Raw genomic sequence first — 18,452 nt, 5'->3', positions numbered from 1 at the left:
GAGCAATACAAATGGACGTCAACAGCCTGCGCATCGTGGCCACCCTGGCCTCGCTCGTCACCTTCCTGGGCATTGTCTGGTGGGCGTATTCACGGGGCAACCGCGAGCGTTTCGACGAAGCGGCGCGCCTGCCATTTGAACAAGACTGACTCCGGGAGTTTTTAGATGAGTGATTTCACCGGCAATTTCTGGTCGCTGTATGTGGCGGCGCTGACCCTGTTGGGTATCGTGGCCTGCCTGGTCCTGCTGTGGGTGACTGCGCGCAAGCGGATTGTCTCCAGCGCCGACAACACCACCGGCCATGTGTGGGACGGCGATTTGCGCGAAATGAACAACCCCATGCCGCGCTGGTGGGTGTGGCTGTTCGTGCTGACCATTGTGTTTTCCCTGGCGTACCTGGTGGCCTATCCCGGCCTGGGCGCTTATCAGGGTCAGCTCGGCTGGAGCACCCGGGGCGAGTACGCCGTCGAAGTAGAGCGCGCCAACAAGGAGCTTGGCCCCCTGTATTCTCAGTTCACCGCCAAGCCCACCGAGGAACTGGCCGGTGATGCCAATGCCATGGCGGTGGGCGAGCGCCTCTTTATGAACAACTGTGCCCAGTGCCACGGCTCCGACGCACGCGGCAGCAAGGGCTTTCCCAATCTGACCGACGCCGACTGGCTGCATGGCGGTACGCCGGACAAGATCACCGAAACGCTGACGCGCGGCCGGCAGGGCCAGATGCCGCCGATGGCGGCAGCGGTGGGCACGCCCGACGATGTGAAGAATCTCGCCAACTATGTGTTGAGCCTGTCGGGCAGCCCGCACGACTCCGTGCGCGGGGCCCTGGGCAAGAGCAAGTTCGGCGCCTGCGCCGCGTGCCACGGCGTGGATGGCAAGGGCAACCCGGCCCTGGGCGCGCCCAACCTCGCCGATGACGTCTGGCTGCACGGATGGGGCGAGCAGGCCATCATCAACATGATCAACAAGGGCAAGACCAGCGAGATGCCGGCCCAGCTCGGCAAGCTGACTGAAGCGCAGCTTCATGTGCTGACGGCTTACATCTGGGGCATGTCCAACAAGCCCCTTCCGGCCAAACCCTGAAGAGACCCTGAAAAGATCCTGAAGAGAAAGTTTCGCTTGCAATCTTCCACACGTCGCAAAGTCATACCCATCGTGCCCGAAGCGGCGCATGGGCAGACGGAGTCGCTGTACGAGGCGCAGAAGAAGGTCTATCCGCGCTCGGTCACGGGCCTGTTCGCTCGCTGGCGCGTGGCTTGCGTCATCCTGACCCAGCTGGTGTTCTACGGCCTGCCCTGGCTGGAGTGGGGCCAGCGGCAGGCGGTGCTGTTTGACCTGGGCGCGCGGCGCTTCTACATCTTCGGCTACGTCCTGTACCCGCAGGATTTCATCTACCTCACCGGGCTGCTGGTGGTCAGCGCACTCACGCTGTTCCTGTTCACCGCCGTCGCCGGACGCCTGTGGTGCGGCTTCGCCTGCCCCCAGACCGTGTACACCGAAATCTTCCTGTGGATAGAGCGCAAGGTCGAGGGCGACCGCACCCTGCGGATGCGGCTGGACGGCTCGCCGATGTCGCTGGAAAAACTGGTCAAGAAGTGGTTCAAGCACATCCTGTGGCTGGGGCTGGCGATGTGGACCGGTTTCACCTTCGTCGGTTATTTCGTGCCGGTCCGCGAGCTCGGAATGCAGTTCCTGCAAACCCGCATGAGCGGCTGGGAGGTGTTCTGGGTGTGCTTCTATGGCCTGGCCACTTACGGCAATGCCGGATTCCTGCGCGAGCAGGTGTGCAAGTACATGTGTCCCTATGCGCGCTTTCAGAGCGCCATGTTCGACCGCGACACCCTGATCGTCAGCTATGACGGCGGCCGGGGTGAACCGCGCGGTGCGCGTTCCCGCACGGCCGACCTCGCCGCCCTGTCGCTGGGTGCCTGCGTGGACTGCACCCTGTGCGTGCAGGTCTGCCCGACCGGCATCGACATCCGCAACGGCCTGCAGTACGAGTGCATCGGTTGCGCCGCCTGCATCGACGCCTGCGATGGCGTGATGGACAAGATGAACTACCCGCGCGGCCTGATTCGCTTCACCACCCAGAACGCGCTGGCCCAACACTGGAACCGGCTGCAGATGTGGCGGCAGGTCCTGCGTCCGCGCGTGCTCGTCTACGGCGCCATCCTGCTGGCCCTGTGCGTGGGCCTGCTGTGGAGCCTGGTCGCCCGCATGCCGCTCAAGGTCGACGTGGTGCGCGACCGCGCGGCGCTGTCACGCATCGTGGCTGGCGGCAAGCTGGAGAACGTGTACCGGCTGCAGATCATGAACGCCACCGAGCAGCCGCAGCACTACCGCATTGCCGCCGACGGACTTGACGGCCTGGCGCTGGCCTCGGATGCCGAGGTCGTGGTCGGCCCGGCAGAATCCCGCTGGGTCGCCGTGCGGCTGCAAATCCCCTACGGCTCGGCCACCCCCGGCTCGCACCCCATCCAGTTCAGCATCGGCGACATCGCGGGTGATGCCCATGTGAGCGAGAAGTCCGTGTTCCTTGTGCCCCGCTAGGAGATATTTCATGAACGACCTGCCCCAAGCCATTCCTCCTCCCTGGTGGAGGCACGGCCTTGTCTGGCTGGTGATCGCCGGCCCCGTGGCGGTGGTCGTTGCCGGCCTGGTCACGGTGTGGATCGCGGTGCGCAGCCCTGACCCGGTCGTCGCAGAGGACTACTACCGGCGCGGCGTGGAGATCAACAAGACCCTCGCCAGGGACAAGGCCCTGATGCCGGCCCTGCAGGGGCGCAACCATGCGGCCACGCCGCCGGCCCCGGCACCGCGATAGACCGGAATAAAAGGAGACATGCCATGTGGAGTCAGAAACTCATGCGGGTCGCCTGGCCCGCTTTCCTGTCGGCCTGCATTCTGGAGCTGCTGGTCTTCGCGGTGGTGGATCCGTTCGAGCTGCGCTGGGCCGGGGCGGCGCTGGGCTGGTCGCGCACCGGCGTCTATACGGCGAGCTTCTTCGTTTTCTGGGCAGTGGGGGCCGCATCGTGTGCCCTGACGGCGCTGCTGGGCATGCCGCCCGCCGAGGTCAACTGCTGCCCGCTGGCGTCGGGCGAGCGGCCCGACGGCTGCCCCCAGCAGTAGCTGCAGTAGCAGGTCGGCAGGCAGGGCGTGCTGCCCTGTCGCTGAGGAGCCGTGATATTCACCGGGTCACGGGGTTCAGGCGGGTGACGGCGGGCTGCTCTCAGGTAGCCGCACCACCAGCACGGGCACCGGTGCCAGGCGGACAATCTGCTCCGCGCCGCTGCCCATGAGCACGCGGCCCAGGCCGCGCCGGCCGTGGGTGCCTGCGACGATCAGGTCTGCGTTCCAGCGCTTGGCCGCATCGGCCACGGTCTCCGCCAGCCGCTCGCCGGGTTTGTCGAACAGCATGGAGTCGGCTTCCACGCCGGCCGATTGGGCAATGGCCAGGGCGCCGGCCAGGATCTTTTCGCCGGCTTCGCGCATGACGGTGGCCAGTTCCCCCGAGTAGCCAGAGGGGTCGTTGCCGGTGACGTAGGTCAGATCTTCCACCACATGGACCAGCCGCACCCGGCCGCCGAAGTCCCTGGCGAACTGCAATGCGGTGACCAGGGCCTTGTTGGAGGTTTCGCTACCGTCGACGGGCACGAGAATGCGTTTGTACATGGTGGGGCTCCTTTGCTGGTGATGGCCTGATGCCTGCAGTGTGGAGCGCTTGCCGTCGGGCCGGGTTGATGTCGATCAAGCGGGGAAATACTTTGTTGGCCGGATCGCCGCCGGGAGGCTGCGGGGTACTGTGCATGCGTTCAGCATCCTCTTTTCCTCCTGACGACAGCCCGGCGGCAGGAGGCTCGGCGGACATGAGTTGTAAGATCACCGTGTGTTCAACCAAACAACGCCGGGAAAAGCAAGCTCAACCAGCCGTGAGCGGGTCGGTGACGCCACCGTGTCCCTGCCGTCGGTGGCCGCCGCGCCCGAGTTGGCCCGTGCCGGCGGCGGAGCTGTCCAGCGTCCCGCAGGTGCAAGTGCAATGGACGCCACCGCCGCCCGGCTGGCGGGCCTGCTCGACTCGGCCATGGACGCCATCATTACGGTGGACGAAGAACAGCGCATCGTGCTGTACAACCGTGCGGCTGAGAGAATCTTCGGCTGGCCGAGCGCACAGGCGATGGGGGAACACCTGGAAAAGCTGATGCCGGAGCGCTTTCGCACCAGCCATGCCGGGCATATCCGCCGTTTTACCGCCACGGGCATCACGTCGAGGCGCATGGGCGACGGCACCGTGCTTTACGGGCAGCGCGCCAACGGTGAAGAATTCCCGATGGAGGCCTCCATCTCCCAACTGGACACGGCGGACGGCAAGCTGTTCACCGTGATCCTGCGCGATGTCAGCGAACGGGTGCGCGCCCAGGAAGAACTGAGCGCCTTCGCCGCTGCGGCCCACACCATTCGCGAAGGCGAGAAGACCCGCATTGCGCGGGAACTGCACGACGAGCTGGCCCAGTCGCTCACAGCCCTCAAGATGGACGCGATCTGGGTGCGCGACCAGCTGCCAGAGGGAGCGCAGGCGGCCGCAGCCAAGCTCGGTGACATGCTGGCTATGCTGGACACCACGGTCGCCGCCACCCGCCGCATCGCCTCGGACCTGCGCCCGCTGTTGCTGGACGACCTGGGCCTGGGGCCGGCTATCGAATGGCTGGCTCAAAATTTCAGCCAGCGCTCCGGCGTGGCCTGCACGCTCTCGGTGGATGACGAGGTGGAACTGCACGAGCCTTATGCCACCGCGGTGTTCCGCATCGTGCAGGAGTCGCTGGCCAATGTGGCCAAGCATGCCGAAGCCTCGCGTGTCGAAGTAAAAATCGAGCGGACGGTGGAGGCGGTCACCCTGCGTGTCGCCGATAACGGCCGGGGTTTTTCGCTGGCCGCACCGCGCAACCCCAACTCCCTGGGACTTCTGGGCTTGCGCGAGCGCGCACAGTTGCTCAAGGGGGCGGTCACCATTGACAGCCAGCCGGGGCAGGGAACCCGTATTGATGTGCGGATCCCGATACGGGAAGTGGGAGCTGCGGATTGATCAGGATCGTCATTGTGGATGACCACGCCATTGTGCGGGAAGGTCTCAAACGCATCATTTCCTCGGCCGACGACATGGAGGTGGCGGGCGAAGCCGCCAATGGCGCCGAGGCCATGCAGCGCGTGCGCGAACTGGCCTTCGACGTACTGATGCTGGACCTGTCCATGCCGGGGCGCAGCGGCATGGAGTTGATCAAGCTGGTCCGTGCTGAGAAGCCCAAGCTGCGCATCCTGGTGCTGAGCATGCACCAGGAGCTGCAGTACGCCGTGCGCGCCATCAAGTCCGGCGCCAGTGGCTACCTGACCAAGGAGAGCGCGCCGGCGCAGCTGGAGCAGGCCATCCGCAAGATCGCCGCCGGCGGTGCTTTCATCAGTGCCGAAGTCGCCGAGCAGCTGGCCCTGGGTGCCATGCCGGGCAGCGAGGTCGCCGCGCACGGAAGCCTGTCGGACCGTGAATTCGAAGTGTTCCGCCTGCTGGTCGCGGGGGTGTCGGTGACCGAGATTGCGGGTCGGCTCAACCTGTCGGTCAAGACCGTCAGCACGCACAAGGCCAACCTGATGCACAAGATGGGCCTGCATAACCAAAGCGAGTTGATCCGCTACGCGATGCGGCACGGCCTGACCGACCAGTTCGAGCCCTAGCCCGCTCGGAAAATTCCTAGGCGCACTGAGGCGCCGGCCGAGGCGATTTTAGGGACGCGCCGAGGGGCATTTTCCACCGGCGCCGATGGTCTGGCATTCGTGCCGCGGGCACAGTAGAGGCATGCTTCAGCGCCCCGCTTCCGCCATCAAAGTCTTCCTCGCCGAGGACTCCGCCATGATCCGCGAGCGGATTGCCGTTTTGCTGGGCGCGGCCGCCATTACCGTGGTGGGTGAGGCCGCCACGCCGCAGGCGTCGATCGACGGGATTCTTTCCGCGTGGCCCGATGTGGTGGTGCTGGATGTGCAGCTCGAGGGCGGCTCCGGCATGCAGGTCATGCGGGCCGTTCGCCTGGCGGCTCCCGGCATTGCCTTCGTCGTGTTCAGCAACAACTCGGCCCTGGCCTACCGCAAGCGCTATCTCGACGAGGGCGCCTACCGTTTCCTCGACAAGAGCACCGAATTCGACCAGCTCGCGCAGACCGTGGCGTCCGCGTCTGAGAGGGCTGTGCAATGAAACCAACCGACCCGCAGGAGAAATGCATGTCAGGCCTGACCCTTGAAACTCCCGTTTCCCCGATCCGCTTTGTATCCCGGCAGCCTTCCGCCCGGTCCGGGGCTGTCGCACCGCTGAAAGTTCTTTGCTCCAGTTGCCATCTGCGTGACTTGTGCCTGCCCTGCGGAATGACGGGCATCGATGTGGCCCGCCTGGACAGTTTGATGTTCGGCCGGCGCAAGGTCAGGACTGGGGAGGCCCTCTACCGCGAGGGTGACCGTTTCCAGTTCATTTACGCTGTGCGCAGCGGCACGTTCAAGTCCAGCCTCACGCTGGCGGATGGCCGCGAGCAGGTCAGCGCCTTCCACATGGCGGGTGAACTGATGGGTCTGGATGGGGTGGCCCACGGCACACACGCGAGCAGCGCCACGGCGCTGGAGGACACCGAAATCTGCGCCATTCCCTATGCGCATCTCACCGAGCTGGCGGCGGGCAATGCGGGCACGCAGAATCTGGTCAGCCGGCTGATGAGCCGTGAAATCGTGCGCGAGCACAGCCTCATGATGCTGCTGGGCAGCATGAATGCCGAGGAGCGCCTGGCGGCCTTCCTGCTGAACCTGTCGCAGCGGCTGAGGGCCCGCGGCTACGCGGCCAACGAGTTCCACCTGAGGATGTCCCGGGCCGAAATCGGCAGCTACCTGGGCATGAAGCTGGAGACCGTGAGCCGGACCTTTTCGGCTTTTCAGCAGAAACGCCTGCTGGAGGTCGACAAGCGCCACATCCGCATTACCGATCCGGACGGTCTGACGCGGTCGTTCGAGATGCATGTGCATTGAGTGCTTCGCAGGTCATTGAAGCGCGGGCGGTTGATGTGAATCAAAGCGCCGCCGGGGCAGGCCCGCTAAGCTGACACGCTTTGACCCACGACCCTGCCGCGGCCTGATGGGCGGGTGCCTGCCTGACCGTCCACTCATCCCTTCTGCGTCAATGCAGCCGTCGCCGGCGCCGGGCGGACCGGACGTCTGAATCTGGCCGATATCTCCTGTACGTCCTGCTGTCCTGCACTTTTTCCGCATCAACCACAACCTGCCGAAATTTCATGCCTGCTGATCTCACCGAAGTTATCCCGCACCGAAAAATCATCCGTTCCTGGCTTGCACCCATTGCCACCAAAAACACCGCGTATGCCCTGTTCCTGGTGGTGTCGGATCTCGTCCTGTTCGCGCTGGCGATCACGGCCACCGTGCTGTTGGACCAGCCAGTGCTGCAGGTGCTGGCGGCCATTCTGAGCGGCCTGGTCATCGGGCGTCTTTTCATCCTGGGCCACGACGCCTGCCACCAGAGCCTGACCCCGCACCGCAGGCTCAACCGGTGGCTGGGGCGTCTGGTGTTCATGCCGTCCCTCACGCCTTACAGCCTCTGGGACGTCGGCCACAACGTGGTCCATCATGGCTACACCAACCTCAAGGACTTCGACTTTGTGTGGCAACCGTATTCGATCGAAGCCTACCGGCGCATGCCCGCCTGGCGCAGGATGTGCGAGCGCATGTACCGAAGCGGCTGGGCACCGTGGCTTTACTACGGCGTTGAAATCTGGTGGAAGCGGATGTACTTCCCGTCCAGGGCGGTGATGCCCACACGCCGCGGCATTTTCACGGCCGACTGTCTGTTGGTCACGGCGGTGGCGGCCGCCTGGCTTGCCGCGCTTGTCTATGCGGCATCCGCTACCGGTCAATCGGTGGCGTGGCTGCTCGGTGTCGCGTTCTTGCTGCCGCTGATTGTGTGGAACGCCTTGATGGGCTTTGTCGTCTATGTCCATCACACGCATACCAGCGTTGCCTGGTACGAGCAAAAAAACGACTGGTCGGCGGCCAGCCCTTTTGTTTCGACCACGGTGCACCTGACATTCGGTGCAGGCATCGGCACCGCGCTGCATCACATCATGGAACACACGGCGCATCATGTCGACATGAGCCTGCCGCTGTATCGCCTCAAGAAAGCGCAGGCGCTGCTCGAGAAAAAACTGCCGGGCCGGATCGTGATCCAGCCGTTTTCATGGGCATGGTATTTCCAGACGGCCCGGCGCTGCAAGCTCTACGATTTCGAGCGGCAATGCTGGACAGACTTTGCCGGAAGGCGAACGAGTTAGGACAACCGCGCAATGCAGGCACCCCAATGAGTGCACCCCGCTGCGCTTTTGCGCAGCGGGGTGCGTGGCTGTCGCACCGCCAATGGCCGAAGCCGGGTGCTCAGGGTGCTTGTTTATTGAGCAGCAGGATAGGCATGCTCAAGGGCGCTGACCGATACGGCGGATCCCGTTGACACCGCTTCGGCCTTGACCTCTGCACGGGTCCTGGCGCTGTCAGGCTTGCTGTCGAAGGTCGGGTCCTGGAAGGTGCGGGCGATGTTCACGCTGTAGCCTGCGCGCTGTGCCTGCAGCAACTCGGCCTGAACGTCAGCACGTGTTTTGGTGCTGGCGGCGCTTACCTGCTCCAGGCGATCCAGCGGATAGGGGTCGCGGCCTTCAGCAAAGCTGCTGGCTGATCCAAACGTGGCAAGCGCGGCGATGGCAAGAGTGGCGGCAGAGACAAGATTCGATTTCATGATGAATTTCCTTGAGAATGTTTTTGAAATATCCGGTCGGACGGGCTGTCTGCCCGAGAGGCCTTCGTCGCTGAGTCGCTGTTAGGTTGGTGGCTCATCGATGTACTGAACCTTGTTCCGCATCGTCGATAGACAAGTGTGCTTTGGCAGAACATTCCGTTGTCAAAACTGGAACAATGAAAGCGCGAGATGCTGGAACTTTTTGACGCGCTAAAAGTTCTGCGTCGCTGCCTCATCAAGCGCAGCTACGTTGCAGCGACGTTGATTGCACATCGCGAAATCGGTCGATGCCGGATTCTCTGCAGAAAGGACGTGCCAGTCCCTCATGCCATATGGGGACTGATGGCCGGTCTTCCATACCGGCCGCGGCCGCGGGGCGATGGCCTTGTGTGCGCGGTAAAGGCTCAGCTCAGTCGTGCCGCGCGTCCATTTTCTTGATCACAGTTCGCGTGTACTCGGTCATGAATTCCAGAAACACGCTGGTTCTTGCCGGAATGAATTTGCGGCTGGGCAGCGCCGCGTACAGGGTGTTGGTGCCCGTGATCCAGGGCGACAGGATTCGTTTCAGCGCGCCGCTGTGGAGGTGGTTGGCCACCAGGTCGATCGACTGGCTGATGATGCCGGCTCCGTCGACACCGGCGCGTATCAGCGTGTCGGAATGGTTGACCAGCATGGCGGGCTCGATCGGCACTTCCAGTTCGCGCCTATTCTCGTCGGGATTGATGAGGCGCCAGACGCGGTGCCGGTTCGCCGGTGCCTTGATCCGCAGGCAGCGGTGCCGGGCGAGGTCTTCGGGCTGCTGCGGAATGCCATTGCGGCGCAGGTAGTCGGGTGAGGCGCACAGGATGCCGTCCGACGAGGCAATCGGCCGCGCAATGATGTTGGCGTCAAAGGTATCGGTCGCGCCCAGCAGCGTCAGGTCGTAGTCTTCCACCGGCGGCACGAGCGGCGAGTCGACGTAAATATCGAGCACGACCTTGGGATAGCGTCGCCCGAACTCGGCCACCAGCGGCCCCAGCACATGCACACCGAAGATGGGCGGCGTCAGGATGCGGATCACGCCGGACATCTCCTGGGCATGCGCCTGCGCCGCCGCGTGGGCCTCGTCGATGTCGCTCAGGATGTGGCGCACGCGAGCCAGGTAGGCAACACCTGCATCCGTCAGTGCCATGCGCCGGGTGGTGCGATGCAGCAGCCGCACGCCCAGATGGTCTTCCAGGTCGCTGACCAGCCGGGTCACCACGGCCGACGACAGGTCGAATTTACGGGCGGCAGCGGCAAAGCTGCCGTCGTCCACCACCTGTTGAAACACGCGCATTGATTGAAGCCGGTCCATGGAATACCCTTGCTTTTCGCTTCATTATTGCTGTTTTAGCAGCAATAAATTGTTAATTTTGCTGTTTTTTGATTTGCTTGAGTGGAATAAAGTTCGTCCATCGATGAGCCGGAGCCCCCCTGTAAGGCGACTCACCGAGGCTGGACAGACGGGATGGATGAGCCCGCCATGCCCGGAAACGTCAAAAAAACTCTGAGAGGACTTCATCATGAAATCGAAATTGATCGCCAGCGCTGTGCTTGCTGTCGCCGCCCTGACTTCCGTAGCCGCATCGGCTGAAACCTTCAATTCCTATCTGTGGGATCAGATGAAAGCGCCGTCGACCCGCACGCGTGCCGAAGTCCAGGCCGAAGTGCTGCAGGGGCAGCGTGGAGGGGCCACGGCCAGTTCCAGCTCCAACGGTGCAACGACCCAGCAAAACCCGGGCGCGTCCAGTGGCGACACGTCTGGCACTGCGCCCCAAGGTGCTGTCGGCGTCGTGAAGTCCGTCCAGCAATAAGCGACGCCAGTGAGACACGGCAGGTGCCCGCTCCAGGCTGGCACCCCCGGTGTACGGTGTACTCACGCAAAGGCTCCGGCGCCGTAACAGGTTCCGGGGCCTTTTTCTTTGTATGTGGTGGGTGCGCAGAGATCGTCCAGGCCCTTGCAAAAATCGCTCAGGTACGGTCGGGGACTGCGTGGCAGTTGCTGCAAAACAATGGCTGCTTGCGCCCTCTTGCTTCAGCAGTCGGGGAGTCGGGGGTTGGTTACGAATAACTTGATACACGTTGCAGCGGCCCCCTGTGCGGAGCGCTGCGGCTGTTACTCAGGTGACGTGCCGGACGCCGGCCGGTCGGCGTCCGGGCCCCGGCGCGATGTCTTGCGCGCCTCATAGCGCTTCATCAGCGGCGTGACCGAAATGCCGTGCGCAATGACCGAGGCAATGACCACGGCCAGCGTGATGGACAGCAGGCGCTGCGCCAGTGCTGTTTCAATGTCGTGGCTGATCGCGTAGAGCAGGTAATACAGCGAACCAATGCCGCGAATGCCGAACCAGCCCATCAGGCGGCGCTGCGCGCCCTTCACGGGCGTGCCCAGCAGGCCAAGGTACACGGCCAGCGGGCGAATCACCAGGAACAGCACCGGGATGAACCACAGCACTTCGCTGTGAAAGCGTACCGTGGCAACCAGCACCCCCACGGTCAGCACCATGGCCACCTCGACAAAGCTTTCCAGCTGGCTGTTGAAGCGCTGCACCTCGTTCATCATGTGGGCGGGAGCTTCGGCGCCAGAGGCATGCTGTTCTGCGGCGCTCAGCTCGGGCGCAGGCGGGGCGACCGGCACTTGCGGCAACTCGTCAATGCGCCGGAGCGCCAGCCCGGCCGCGAACACGGCAAGAAAGCCGTAGGTCTGGCTGACCAGGGCCAGGCCGTAGGTCAGGGCGATCAGCCCCAGGGCAATGAATTCGTCAGAGCCCAGCGCCTCGCGATGGCGCATGCGCAGGTAGAGGATGACGCGGCCGATCAGCGTGCCCATCAGGTAGCCCAGGCCGAGGCCGCCGGCCACCGCCCACAGCACGTCGACGGTCCACCAGCGCCAGCCGCCGTCGCCCAGTTCGTGCAGGCCCAGCAGGCCCAGCCCCAGCATGACGAAGGGGAAGGCCGAGCCGTCGTTGAGGCCGCCTTCGCCGGTCAGGCCAAAGCGCAGGCGATCCCGGTCCCCCACATTGGCCACCTGCACGTCAGACGCCAGCACCGGGTCGGTGGGGGCCAGAATCGCGCCAAGCAGCACGGCCGCCCCCAGCGGCAAGCCCAGTCCCCACACGCCGAGTGCCGTGATGGCGCCCACCGTGGCCAACATCGACACCGTGGCCAGCTGCACCGGGATGCGCCAGCGCGGGTCTGTCAGCGGCAGTTTCAGCTTCATGCCCGCGGTGAACAGCGATATCAGCACGGCCACCTCGGTGAGCCGTTCCAGCAGCGCCACGTTCTTCAGCGCGTCAAGCTTGAGCAGGCCCAGACCCATCGGCCCGATGGCCACGCCCACACCGAGGTAGAGCATCGCCGCGCTCAGCGGCAGGCGTGCAATGAAGGAGCCGCTCAGGGTCATCACGATCAGCAGCGCGCCGACGATGATGCAGCCCAGGGTGAAATCGGCCGGCTCAAGCATGGCGGGATGGTGGGGCCGGGTTCTGCCGTCGCCTGCCTGCGAAAAATGCTGTGTTGGTCATTGGCACAGCTTAAAGCAAACCCGTTTGTGGTTCAGCCAGGCCTGCACCCACAGCGGCGCCCGCCGCGGCGACCCTGCTTATTGCCGGCCCATTCCTTTTCCGCGAATGATGGCTTCGGACACATCGGCGGGGGCTTCCGTGTAGTGCTTGAACTCCATCGTGTAGGTGGCCCGGCCTTGCGTCAGGGAGCGCAGCGTCGTGGAGTAACCGAACATCTCGCTCAGTGGCACTTCGGCGCGCACCAGCTTGCCGCCACCGCCGGCGATGTCTTCCATGCCCTGGATCATGCCGCGGCGCGTGGACAGGTCGCCCATCACATGGCCCATGAAGTCTTCCGGCATTTCGACTTCGACCGCCATCATGGGTTCGAGCAGGATGGGCCTGGCGCGGCGCAGGGCCTCCCGGAACGCGATGGCGCCGGCCATGCGGAAGGCGTTTTCATTCGAATCAACGTCGTGCGACGAGCCGAAGACCAGCGTGGCTTTCACGTCAACCACCGGGTAGCTCGCCAGCACGCCTGCCGTCAGCGCATCCTGGATGCCCTTGTCCACCGCCGGAATGTATTCGCGCGGCACCACACCGCCCTTGATGGCGTCGACGAATTCATAGCCCTTGCCCGGTGGCTGCGGCTCGACGTTCAGCACGGCGTGGCCGTACTGGCCGCGCCCACCCGACTGCTTGATGAACTTGCCTTCAACGTCCTTGACGGCCTGCTTGATCGTCTCGCGGTAGGCAACCTGGGGTTTGCCGACGGTCGCATCGACGCCAAACTCGCGCTTCATCCGGTCGACCAGAATCTCCAGGTGCAGCTCGCCCATGCCCGAGATGATGGTCTGGCCGGATTCTTCGTCGGTCTGCACCCGGAACGAGGGATCTTCCTGGGCCAGCCGGTGCAGCGCCACCCCCATCTTCTCCTGGTCGGCCTGGGTTTTGGGCTCGACGGCCTGGGAGATCACCGGCTCCGGAAAGACCATGCGCTCCAGCATGATCACCTTGTCCGGGTCGCACAGGGTGTCGCCGGTGGTCACGTCCTTCAGGCCGACCGCCGCCGCGATGTCACCGGCGTGCACTTCCTTGATTTCCTGGCGGACGTTGGCATGCATCTGCAGCAGCCGCCCGAGCCGCTCCTTGCGCGTCTTGCCCGGGATGTACACGGTGTCGCCCGTCTTGACCACGCCCGAGTAGACGCGAAAGAAGATCAGCTGCCCGACAAACGGGTCCGTCATGACCTTGAACGCGAGCGCCGAAAATGGCTCGTTATCGCCGGGGTGGCGCTCGGCGGTCTTGTCGTCTTCGGTGTGGCCGAGGATGGCCGGCACGTCGACCGGTGAGGGCAGGTAGTCGATGATGGCATCGAGCAGCGCCTGCACCCCCTTGTTCTTGAAGGCGCTGCCACACAGCATCGGGACGATCTCGTTGGCGACGGTGCGCTGGCGGATTCCCTGCCGGATTTCGTCTTCGCTCAGCGCTTCGCCGGCGAGGTACTTTTCCAGCAAGGGCTCGCTGGCTTCGGCGGCGGCCTCGATCATCTTGTCACGCCAGGTCCTGGCGGTGGCGAGTAACTCGTCCGGAATGTCGCGGTATTCGAAATGCAGGCCCTGGCTGATGTCGTCCCAGACGATGGCTTTCATCTTCACCAGATCGACCACGCCCTGGAAGTGATCCTCGGCGCCGATCGGAATCTGCACCGGCACCGCCACGCCTTTCATGCGCTCGCCGATCTGGCGCTGCACGCGGAAAAAGTCGGCGCCCACGCGGTCCATCTTGTTGACGAAGGCAATGCGCGGCACCTTGTACTTGTTTGCCTGGCGCCACACGGTTTCCGACTGCGGCTGCACGCCGCCGACGGAATCGTAGACCATCACCGCGCCGTCGAGCACGCGCATGGAGCGCTCGACCTCGATCGTGAAGTCGACGTGGCCCGGTGTGTCGATGATGTTGATGCGGTGTTCCGGGTAGTTGCCGGCCATGCCTTTCCAGAAGGCGGTCGTCGCGGCGGACGTGATGGTGATGCCGCGCTCCTGCTCCTGCTCCATCCAGTCCATGGTGGCCGTTCCCTCGTGGACCTCGCCGAGCTTGTAGTTCACGCCGGTGTAAAACAGGATGCGCTCGGTCGTGGTGGTCTTGCCGGCGTCAATGTGAGCGCTGATGCCGATGTTGCGGTAGCGTTCAATAGGTGTTTTGCGGGTCATGACGTCTCCTTGCGCACCAGGTTGGGCAGGCACGACCGGCGCTTTGTGCAACAACAGCGTCCGGCGAAGCCCGCCTGATCAGGGTATGCGAAGGAGATGCTAAAAACAATAGCGAATTACCGCAGCGAACGCTGCGCGTGCAGTGCGCGTGCAGTATGTGTGCAGTGTGAGGGGCTGCTTATGCCGTTTCGGCCAGCGCATCGCCCAGCGCGTTGATCAGCCGGTCGATCTCGGCCTTTTCGCTGATGAAGGGCGGGGCCAGCTGGATGGTGTCGCCGCCGTAGCGCACGTAGAAGCCCTTCTTCCAGCAGTTCATCGCAATCTCGTAGGGGCGGCGTGCCGGCTCGCCCGGCAGCGCGGCAATCGTGAAGCCGGCGGCCAGGCCGTAGTTGCGGATGTCGGCCACATGCTTGCTGCCTTTGAGGCTGTGCACGGCGTTCTCGAAATGCGGCGCCAGCGCCTTGACGCGGCCGATCATGTCTTCCTTCTGCAGCACATCGAGCGCGGCCACGCCGGCGGCGCAGGCCACTGGGTGGGCCGAGTAGGTGTAGCCGTGCGGGAACTCGATCATGTACTCCGGGCCGCCCGCGTCCATGAAGGTGTCGTAGATGTCTTTTGTCGCGACCACGGCGCCCAGCGGCTGCGCGCCATTGGTCACCTGCTTGGCGATGTTCATGATGTCGGGCACCACGCCAAAGGCCTCGGCGCCGGTCCAGGCGCCGCAGCGGCCAAAGCCGGTGATGACCTCGTCAAAAATCAGCAGGATGTTGTGCGCGGTGCAGATCTCGCGCAGGCGCTGCAAATAGCCCTGCGGCGGAATCACCACGCCGGCCGAACCGGAGAAGGGTTCGACGATCACGGCGGCGATGTTGGACGCGTCGTGCAGCGCGATCACGTCGAGCAGGCGGTCGGCCAGCTCGGCGCCGGTGGGCGGCATACCGCGGTGAAAGGAGCCGGTCGGCGGCTGGGTGTGCGGCAGGTGGTCGGCCTCGACCCCTTGGCCAAACAGCTTGCGGTTGGCCGCGATGCCGCCGACCGAAATGCCGCCGAAGTTGACGCCGTGGTAGCCCTTCTCGCGGCCGATCAGGCGCGTTTTGCCGGCCTGGCCCTTGGCGCGCCAGTAAGCCCGCGCCATCTTGAGCGAGGTGTCGGCCGCCTCGGAGCCCGAGCCGGTGAAGAACACGTAGTCCAGCCCTTGGGGCGTCAGTTCCTTGATCTTGTTGGCCAGCTCGAAGGCCAGCGGGTGGCCGAACTGGAAGGCCGGTGCGTAGTCGAGCTTGCTGACCTGGCGGCTCACGGCCTCGGTGATTTCGCGCCGGCAGTGGCCCAAGCCCGAGCACCAGAGGCCCGAAAGGCCGTCAAAAATCTTGCGTCCCCCGGCATCCGTCAGGTAGGCCCCACTGGCCTCCACCACCATGCGCGGGTTGGCCTTGAAGCTGCGGTTGGCGGTGTAGGGCATCCAGTGGGCGTCGAGCCAGGCGGCATCCATGCGGGGGCCGGCGGCCGTTGTCGGTTGCTCAAGGTCAGTGAAGCGCATGTGCTTTCTCCGGTGTTTAGGGTCAGGAAATGGTGGGGAGCGGCCTCTCGCGAGAGCCCGAGAGCCCGCGAGCCCTTTGGCGAGGCGATGAGGACATTCTGGAGTGTTCTGTTAACCTCTAAAAGCATGCAATATCAATGTTTACTTGAGGTTTTATGCAAGTGAAGCGCGCCGTGCTGGGGCAGTTGAGCGACATGGACCTGCGGCTGCTGCAGGTGTTCAAGAGCGTGGTGGATTGCGGTGGCATGGCCGCGGCTGAGCTGGAGCTCAACATCGGCACGTCCACGGTGAGCCGCCATGTGAAGGACCTGGAGACCCGGCTGGGCCTGGTGCTGTGCCGCCGTGGCCGGGCCGGTTTTGCCCTCACGCCCGAGGGGCAACGGGTCTACGAAGAGACTTTGCGCTTGCTGGCTTCGGTGGAGGGTTTCCGCAACAGCATCGACGATATCCACTCACGCATGGGGGGAGCGCTGGCGGTCGCAGTGTTCGACAAGACCGCCAGCAATCCGCGGGCCCACATTGGTGAGGCGATTGCCGAATTCACCGAACAGGCGCCCGACGTGCACCTGCAACTGCATGTGGCTTCAATCAACGCCATCGAGCGTGGCGTGATGGATGGCAGCTACCAGGTGGGCATCATTCCGGCCCACCGCACTTCTCACAGTCTGCTGTATGCCGAGCTGTTCAGCGAGACCATGCTGCTGTACTGCGGCGCGCAGCATCCGCTGTTTGGCGCCGACCCGGGGTCTTCGCTGACCTGGGACGGGCTGCAGGCCTATCATTTCGCGGGGCTGGGCTATCACTCGCCCAACATGGCCTTAAGCCACAGCGCCGGCCTGTCGCGCAAGGCCACGGGGTTTGACCAGGAGGCCATTGCCACCCTGATTCTCTCGGGGAAATTTCTCGGCTTCCTGCCAGACCATTACGCCGAGGGGTTTGAGCGACGCGGCCAGATGCGGGCGGTGCAGCCCGCCGTGTTCCGCTACCCCTGCACTTTTGTGAGCCTGCTCAGGCGTTCCCCCCAGCCGTCGCGCGTGGTACAGGCCTTTCACGATTGCCTGGTGCGGGCGCACGGCAAGATCGGGGCGCCCTGAAGCTGCAGCGAAGGAGGACTACCAATCCACCACGCTCAGGCCCAGGCTCAACACAGTGCGCTTTCTGTTGAAGTCCAGCAGGCTGTCGCCATAGCCGCTGAACAACTGCACGTGGTAGCGCAGGCCGGTGTAGCTGGATGAGGACGCGGGCCCCACCATCCAGTCCAGGCGGGCCGAGCCACGGGCCTCCTTGCGCAGCGAATGCCGCATCGTGAGGCCCAGGCTGTGGGCCTTGTTGATCTGCCAGGCGCCGGTCAGTTCTGCGCGGCCCACGTAGTTTTCGATGCCGGGGTTGTCGTCATTGCCGGACGACTCGCGCAGCCGGTCCCAGACCCGGCCCTGCAGTGTCAGGCTGGAGTCGCCGGCCAGTGTTTTCTCGGCCGCACCCATCAGGTAGACGCGGTTCCAGCTGCGTGACAGCGGCAGCGACTGCCCGTTGGACTGGTGCACCAGCCCCAGCCCGGAGAGCCGGTAGTTCCAGCCACCGGCCAGCGGAATCTGGTGCGGGTAGATATAGATCAGCTCGGGTTCATGGTCGGTATTGCGAAACGGGCGTGACAGTCCGCCGTTGAACAGCTGCCAGTAACTTTGCTGGGTGTAGCCAAACCACAGCGAGTCGTGGTCGTCCTGGTCCGCAGGGCCGCTTTTGAGCAGGCCCTTGGCGATCTTGGTGCGGACCGACAGCTGGATTTTGTTCTCGGTGCGGCCATAGGCCTGCGCCGTCAGGGCCGTGTGGCCGGCGGCCGTCGATGACGGCTGGGTGTTCACGCTGTCGGAGGCCGAGACGGCCAGCGAGGTGGGCCGGTAGCCGCGCAGGGAAAAGGTATCGCAGTCGGTGCCGCGCTGCAGTTCCCAGAACCTGGAGAGCACGCCGTACTGGTCGTTTTTGCAGCCGAGCGGTTTGCCGTCCGGTGCATCGCTGTTCATGGCGGGCAGCACCAGCACCGGCATGGCCGGCTGGCCCGTGTCCGGGTTGGCCGGTGCGGTGGTCAGCGTGGGTGCCGGCTTGCCGGCTGCCGTGCCCGCAGGCGCTGCGGCGGGCGATTGCGAGTCCGCCCATTGCTGAAAACACGTCAGCTGCGCCGCGGGATCGTTTTTCAGGGCCTGGCAAGCCTGCCAGCCCTCGCTGGCCGGACGCTGGAGCGGCACACCGGCCGCCGGCACGGCTTGGGCCTGCGCCGCGCCGGTCAGCAGGCCGGCGAGCATAAGGGCGCAGGGCAGGCGGCGGGCCGGAGTGAATCGTTGGAGAGGCAGGGGGAGGGACAT

General features: G+C 64.5%; 19 protein-coding genes. 12 read left to right on the top strand and 7 right to left on the bottom strand.

Going from position 1 to position 18,452, the window contains the following annotated elements; genetic code table 11:
• The first annotated feature begins 11 nt into the window (after positions 1-11).
• From BPRO_RS21505 to BPRO_RS21485, 5 genes are read left to right on the top strand one after another with little or no spacing between them, the layout of a single operon-like run.
• Positions 12-149, top strand: coding sequence for a CcoQ/FixQ family Cbb3-type cytochrome c oxidase assembly chaperone (locus BPRO_RS21505; RefSeq protein WP_011485184.1), 138 nt, complete (start codon positions 12-14; stop codon positions 147-149).
• Positions 150-165: 16 nt separating this feature from the next.
• Complete coding sequence (gene ccoP, locus BPRO_RS21500) at positions 166-1,083, top strand: cytochrome-c oxidase, cbb3-type subunit III (protein ID WP_011485183.1); 918 nt, start codon at positions 166-168, stop codon at positions 1,081-1,083.
• A gap of 36 nt (positions 1,084-1,119) precedes the next feature.
• On the top strand, positions 1,120-2,550 hold the full coding sequence (ccoG, locus tag BPRO_RS21495) for a cytochrome c oxidase accessory protein CcoG (RefSeq protein ID WP_011485182.1): 1,431 nt from the start codon (positions 1,120-1,122) through the stop codon (positions 2,548-2,550).
• A 10-nt stretch (positions 2,551-2,560) separates the two neighbouring features.
• Complete coding sequence (locus BPRO_RS21490) at positions 2,561-2,824, top strand: FixH family protein (RefSeq protein ID WP_011485181.1); 264 nt, start codon at positions 2,561-2,563, stop codon at positions 2,822-2,824.
• Between the two features lie 23 nt (positions 2,825-2,847).
• Positions 2,848-3,129 (top strand): hypothetical protein, encoded by a 282-nt coding sequence (locus BPRO_RS21485; RefSeq protein ID WP_011485180.1) that lies wholly within the window; start codon positions 2,848-2,850, stop codon positions 3,127-3,129.
• Between the two features lie 75 nt (positions 3,130-3,204).
• On the opposite strand, the gene BPRO_RS21480 is transcribed toward BPRO_RS21485, so the two are convergent.
• Entirely contained in the window at positions 3,205-3,672 is a 468-nt protein-coding gene (locus tag BPRO_RS21480) for a universal stress protein (protein ID WP_011485179.1), read from the bottom strand.
• A gap of 214 nt (positions 3,673-3,886) precedes the next feature.
• Between BPRO_RS21480 and BPRO_RS21475 the strand changes: the two genes are divergently transcribed.
• The 5 genes from BPRO_RS21475 (at position 3,887) to BPRO_RS21455 (ending at position 8,363) form a co-directional block, all read left to right on the top strand.
• Complete coding sequence (locus BPRO_RS21475; RefSeq protein ID WP_232291442.1) at positions 3,887-5,080, top strand: PAS domain-containing sensor histidine kinase; 1,194 nt, start codon at positions 3,887-3,889, stop codon at positions 5,078-5,080.
• Positions 5,077-5,721, top strand: coding sequence for a response regulator (locus BPRO_RS21470; protein WP_011485177.1), 645 nt, complete (start codon positions 5,077-5,079; stop codon positions 5,719-5,721). Before BPRO_RS21475 ends, BPRO_RS21470 begins: the two co-directional genes overlap by 4 nt.
• Before the next feature lie 121 nt (positions 5,722-5,842).
• Positions 5,843-6,235 (top strand): response regulator, encoded by a 393-nt coding sequence (locus BPRO_RS21465; RefSeq protein ID WP_041389001.1) that lies wholly within the window; start codon positions 5,843-5,845, stop codon positions 6,233-6,235.
• 26 nt (positions 6,236-6,261) lie between these two features.
• A complete protein-coding gene (locus tag BPRO_RS21460) occupies positions 6,262-7,050 on the top strand; it encodes a helix-turn-helix domain-containing protein (protein ID WP_157045845.1) in 789 nt (262 codons plus the stop codon).
• A gap of 263 nt (positions 7,051-7,313) precedes the next feature.
• The gene (locus tag BPRO_RS21455; RefSeq protein ID WP_011485174.1) at positions 7,314-8,363 is read left to right on the top strand and encodes a fatty acid desaturase; all 1,050 of its coding nucleotides are present in this window, start codon (positions 7,314-7,316) and stop codon (positions 8,361-8,363) included.
• 113 nt (positions 8,364-8,476) lie between these two features.
• Here the strand turns inward: BPRO_RS21455 and BPRO_RS21450 are convergent, their stop codons facing one another.
• A complete protein-coding gene (locus BPRO_RS21450; RefSeq protein ID WP_011485173.1) occupies positions 8,477-8,818 on the bottom strand; it encodes a DUF4148 domain-containing protein in 342 nt (113 codons plus the stop codon).
• A 409-nt stretch (positions 8,819-9,227) separates the two neighbouring features.
• Complete coding sequence (locus tag BPRO_RS21445) at positions 9,228-10,154, bottom strand: LysR family transcriptional regulator (protein ID WP_011485171.1); 927 nt, start codon at positions 10,152-10,154, stop codon at positions 9,228-9,230.
• Positions 10,155-10,362: 208 nt separating this feature from the next.
• On the opposite strand from BPRO_RS21445, the gene BPRO_RS21440 reads away from it, so the two are divergent.
• Positions 10,363-10,653: a DUF4148 domain-containing protein gene (locus BPRO_RS21440; protein ID WP_011485170.1), complete on the top strand. Its 291-nt coding sequence runs from the start codon at positions 10,363-10,365 to the stop codon at positions 10,651-10,653.
• 302 nt (positions 10,654-10,955) lie between these two features.
• Here the strand turns inward: BPRO_RS21440 and BPRO_RS21435 are convergent, their stop codons facing one another.
• The 3 genes from BPRO_RS21435 to BPRO_RS21425 form a co-directional block, all read right to left on the bottom strand.
• Positions 10,956-12,302, bottom strand: a complete 1,347-nt coding sequence (locus BPRO_RS21435; RefSeq protein ID WP_011485169.1) for a cation:proton antiporter — start codon at positions 12,300-12,302, stop codon at positions 10,956-10,958.
• A gap of 138 nt (positions 12,303-12,440) precedes the next feature.
• Positions 12,441-14,555, bottom strand: a complete 2,115-nt coding sequence (gene fusA / locus BPRO_RS21430) for an elongation factor G (RefSeq protein ID WP_011485168.1) — start codon at positions 14,553-14,555, stop codon at positions 12,441-12,443.
• A 178-nt stretch (positions 14,556-14,733) separates the two neighbouring features.
• The gene (locus BPRO_RS21425; protein WP_011485167.1) at positions 14,734-16,092 is read right to left on the bottom strand and encodes an aspartate aminotransferase family protein; all 1,359 of its coding nucleotides are present in this window, start codon (positions 16,090-16,092) and stop codon (positions 14,734-14,736) included.
• A gap of 155 nt (positions 16,093-16,247) precedes the next feature.
• Here BPRO_RS21425 and BPRO_RS21420 point away from each other — a divergent pair, with 155 nt between their 5' ends.
• On the top strand, positions 16,248-17,186 hold the full coding sequence (locus tag BPRO_RS21420; protein ID WP_011485166.1) for a LysR family transcriptional regulator: 939 nt from the start codon (positions 16,248-16,250) through the stop codon (positions 17,184-17,186).
• A gap of 18 nt (positions 17,187-17,204) precedes the next feature.
• Here the strand turns inward: BPRO_RS21420 and BPRO_RS21415 are convergent, their stop codons facing one another.
• Positions 17,205-18,452, bottom strand: a complete 1,248-nt coding sequence (locus tag BPRO_RS21415) for a phospholipase A (RefSeq protein ID WP_011485165.1) — start codon at positions 18,450-18,452, stop codon at positions 17,205-17,207.

Source organism: Polaromonas sp. JS666, from assembly GCF_000013865.1.
Classification (GTDB): domain Bacteria; phylum Pseudomonadota; class Gammaproteobacteria; order Burkholderiales; family Burkholderiaceae_C; genus Polaromonas.
Note: the sequence above shows the minus strand (reverse complement) of the source record. Positions and strands in the feature narration are given on the sequence as shown.